Here is a 3,934-nt window from a genome sequence, read left to right on the forward strand (position 1 = left end):
AGGCCGAACAGGTGCCGTCGTCGTCCCGCTCCACATCAGTCCAGGCATCGTCGAAGTCCGCATCCTCACCCAGCGCAGGGCCCTGGCGCAGATCTGTTCGCCCTTGGACGGGTTCGGTACTGATGGGCAGCAGCCTGTCGGGATCGACCACCACGTGGGTGCGGCAGGGAATGGACAGGGTGCAGGGGGCGTTGTCTTTCTGAATCTGGTCACCAACCCCCTGTTTGCCGTTGGCTAGCCAGGGGTGGATGCCGAAGGCCCAGGGTGCAGCATCGTCGCCCAGGTTCAGAGCCCGGGTGGTCATGGTCAGCCCCTGGTCGTCCAGGGTGTAGGTGACGGTGACAACCACGTCGAAGGGGTATCCGCCCATGTCGGGCACCCGCCAGGAGAGGCTGACGGAGTCCTCGGTCAGGGCTTGCAGCCGCCAGTAGGCGCGGTATCCGTACCCGTGGATGGCGGTGTTCCGGTCGTGCTCGTCGATGGGCAGGGTATAGGTGTGGCCCTGGAATTCGTAGGTGCCGTCCTCGATCCGGTTGGGGAAGGGTACCAGCACGTTCCCGTTGCTGCAGGGTACGGTCCCATCCGGGTCGAATGAAGCCAGCAGGTCCTTTCCCCGGTATTTCAGGACGCGCAGAATGGCTCCCAGCTCGGTCACCACCGCTTCGTAGTCCCCATGACGGATGCTGTACTGCTGTCCTGTCCGGGGCACGGCCCCGCCCATCATCTCGTTCGTATGCATGCTCCCACTTCCATAGTGCCGTTGATGCTTGGTACGCCACCATCCTAGCGCCTGGGTGGTCTTGGGTTCTTGGTGAAAGAGTGGCGGATGAACTACCGGGGGCCGTCCTGGCTTTCTACCATGGACTTGCAGTGTCCGGAACCGTCCGGATTGACATCGTTAAGGAGCGGCAGTGGCAGGATTTCGGACCACCGTGTGCGAACAGCCGACCCCACAGGGGCATGGGCGGGTCGTCCTGGCTGATCCGCGCGGGTTCTGCGCGGGGGTGGACCGTGCCATCCAGACCGTGCAGACCATCCTGGATGCGGACAATCCCCACCAGGGCCTGCCCCCGGTCTATGTGCGCCGACAGATAGTCCACAACCGGCATGTGGTCGAGGACCTGTCCCGGCGGGGGGCCGTGTTCGTGGACGAGCTGGACCAGATTCCCGACCAGGCCGTCCGTGCCGGGGTGCCTGTGGTCTTCTCAGCTCATGGCATCGCTCCCTCGGTCGTCAAGGAGGCCCAGCGGCGGGGAATGCGTGTGGTTGATGCCTCATGCCCCCTGGTCAGCAAGGTCCACCGGGAGGTGCAGCGCTTCGTTCGGGACGGCTACCGGATCATTTACATAGGTCACCGGGGGCACGACGAGGCTATTGGAGTCATGGGGGAGGCCCCGGACCGGGTTCATTTGGTGGAGCATGAGGCCGATATCGACTCTTTGGACTTCGGGCCGGACACGCCGCTGGTCATGCTGACCCAGACCACTCTGAGCCTGGATGAGACCGCCGACCTGGCTGCGGCCCTGCGTCGACGTTTCCCCTGGATAGAGGAGCCGCCGGGCTCAGACATCTGCTACGCCACCCAGAACAGGCAGCAGGCGGTCAAGCTGGTGGCCGGTCAGGCGGATTGCATGATTGTGGTGGGGTCGGCCAACTCCTCCAATTCGGTGCGCCTGGTCGAGGTGGCCCGTCAAGCCCTGGATGCGCGTTTTCCTGGTCAGGGTGAGCAAAGGGCCCACCGAGTCGACGACGCGGGCGAGCTGGACCCGACCTGGCTGCAGGGCATGGATTCGGTAGGGCTTACCTCGGGTGCTTCGGTTCCCGAAAACCTGGTTCAGGGGGTACTGGAGATCCTGGCCTCCCGAGGGTTCACCCAGGTGACCCGGGAGCGAGCAGTAGACGAGCACATGCACTTCGTCCTACCTGCGGCCCTGCGCTCAGCACGCGCATCCAGGAGGGTTCCACAGCCACAGGGCTAAGCCCCGCGCGCAGACCTTTCATTCAGTGGCTAAAGGTGCGGTCTTGGCCTTGAGGACACGGATCAAATCCCGAGGATCCAGACCCAGGCTGATGCCGCGCTTACCGCCGGAGACCATGATGGTGTCGAAATCCAATGCGCCCTGGTCCAACACGGTGATGTGTGAGGTGCGTTGTCCGAAGGGCGATATGCCGCCCAGAACGTATCCGCTCTCCCTCTCGGCCTGGGCCTTGTCGGCCATGCGGGCCTTTTTGGCGCCCACGGCTGCTGCCAGATGCTTGAGGTTCAGGTGTCCGGTCACCGGAACAATGCCGATGACCCGCTCCTTGCCCGTGTCGGCCATCAGGGTCTTGTAGACCGTGCGCGGATCCAGACCCAGTTTTTTGGCTGCCTCGATGCCGTACCCCTGGTCCATGTGGTCGGCACTGTGATGATACTCATGAACAGTGAAGGGAACCCCCAGACGCTCCAGCTGGGCCATGGCTGGAGTCGCGGCATCCGAATCCGCTCGCTTCTTCTTGCTCATGACTCCATGCTAAGGTACTGACCGTTTAGGTTGGCTGAGGGGTGTCTTTGGCCCCATTTGCGCGGAAAGGGTAGTCCATGACCGCTGTCAATGCCTGGCTGCTCGATGCGGTGACGGGCGGCTGGGGGCTGGCCGTGCTTTTTCTGGCCGCCTTTCTGGATGCGCTGATTATTCCCATTCCAACGGAGCTTATGGTCCTGGCCACAGCTTCGGCCTTTCGGGCCTCGGGACGGCCTTTGCCCGTCCTGGTCTTTCTGGTATGCGCCCTGGCCTTCGCGGGCGGCGATGCCTGCACCTATGGGCTGGGACGACTGGTCCCGTTGAATCGTCTGGCCGTCTTTCGAGGTGCAGCAGGCAAGACTGTGACATCATGGGCCCACCGGGCGCTACTGCAGGGAGGCGGCTTCTTCACACTAGCCTCGCGGTTCGTGCCCTCGGGCCGGACCGTGGTAAATCTGACTGCAGGGGCGGCGCGGTATCCGTTGAGCCGTTATCTGCCCCTGGCTGCACTGGCTGGTCTGCTCTGGTCCATGTATATGTGGACCTTGGGGTATCTGGCCGCCTCTTGGCTGGAAAACAACCCTCTGGCCGTCATGGCCATCGGGTTTCTGGTGGGCATGGTCGTAGGCCTGGTCTGCGACTTGGCCATGCGGGCGCTCACCCGGAGGCGCTAATTATAAGCAAGAGGTCCGCCCCCGAAGGGAACGGACCCCGAAATCGCCATGGCCGGAGGAACCGGCCGGATGCTCAGTCGCCCAACTTGGCGAAGTAGAGCAGGGTGCGGATCATGTTGCTGGTGAAGCCGTACTCGTTGTCATAGAAGGCAACGGTGCGAACCAGCTGGTCGTCACCATAGGTGTTGACATCAGTCTGCGTGGGGTCGAAGATGCCACCGTGGGTGTCGCCGATCACGTCGGAGGAGACTATGCCCTCGTCGTTGTAGCCGAAGTAGTCCTTGCCTTCGAAGGCCTTCTTGGCGGCGTTGTTGATCTCGTCGACGGTAACCTTCTTGTCCAGGACGCAGGTCAGCTCGGTGACGGAGCCGGAGGGAACGGCCACACGCTGTGCATGGCCCTGCAGCTTGCCGTCAACGGAGGGAACGACCTTGCCGATGGCCTTGGCGGCACCGGTGGAGTGCTCGATGGTGTTGATGGCAGCGGCGCGGGTGTTGCGTGGCTTGTTGCCCTTGGGGCCGTCCAGCAGCATCTGGGAGCCGGTGTAGGCGTGAATGGTGGTCATGTAGCCAATGCGGATGCCGAAGTTGTCATCCAGCATCTTGACCATGGCGGCCAGGGAGCCGGTGGTGCAGGAGCCGGCGGAGATGATCTTGTCGGAGGGCTTCAGGGTCTCCTGGTTGACGCCATAGACCACGGTAGGAGTGGTGTCGTCCTTGGCTGGGGCGGAAATCAGAACCTTCTTGGCTCCGGCGT

The 3,934-nt window shown here is 63.1% G+C and carries 5 protein-coding genes; 2 read left to right on the plus strand and 3 right to left on the minus strand.

Annotation, left to right across the window (positions count from 1 at the left end; translation table 11 throughout):
- Positions 1 to 739: aldose epimerase family protein (locus AC0AP0_RS09775; protein WP_490430324.1), on the minus strand; the 739-nt coding region annotated here is incomplete at its 3' end.
- 172 nt (positions 740 to 911) lie between these two features.
- Between AC0AP0_RS09775 and AC0AP0_RS09780 the strand changes: the two genes are divergently transcribed.
- Complete coding sequence (locus AC0AP0_RS09780; protein ID WP_490430325.1) at positions 912 to 1,979, plus strand: 4-hydroxy-3-methylbut-2-enyl diphosphate reductase; 1,068 nt, start codon at positions 912 to 914, stop codon at positions 1,977 to 1,979.
- Positions 1,980 to 1,997: 18 nt separating this feature from the next.
- Here the strand turns inward: AC0AP0_RS09780 and ybaK are convergent, their stop codons facing one another.
- A complete protein-coding gene (ybaK, locus tag AC0AP0_RS09785) occupies positions 1,998 to 2,504 on the minus strand; it encodes a Cys-tRNA(Pro) deacylase (protein WP_490430326.1) in 507 nt (168 codons plus the stop codon).
- Between the two features lie 77 nt (positions 2,505 to 2,581).
- Between ybaK and AC0AP0_RS09790 the strand changes: the two genes are divergently transcribed.
- Entirely contained in the window at positions 2,582 to 3,178 is a 597-nt protein-coding gene (locus AC0AP0_RS09790) for a DedA family protein (protein ID WP_490430327.1), read from the plus strand.
- Positions 3,179 to 3,251: 73 nt separating this feature from the next.
- Here the strand turns inward: AC0AP0_RS09790 and AC0AP0_RS09795 are convergent.
- On the minus strand, positions 3,252 to 3,934 hold a 683-nt coding region (locus tag AC0AP0_RS09795), incomplete at its 5' end, for a type I glyceraldehyde-3-phosphate dehydrogenase (protein WP_490430328.1).

Source organism: Bifidobacterium sp. POST2/T3 (B1), from assembly GCF_058197115.1.

Excerpts from the sequence above, each read along its gene's own strand:
- ybaK (WP_490430326.1), bottom strand. The coding sequence starts at position 2,504 with ATGAGCAAGAAGAAGCGAGCGGATTCGGATGCCGCGACTCCAGCCATG.
- AC0AP0_RS09790 (WP_490430327.1), top strand. The coding sequence starts at position 2,582 with ATGACCGCTGTCAATGCCTGGCTGCTCGATGCGGTGACGGGCGGCTGG.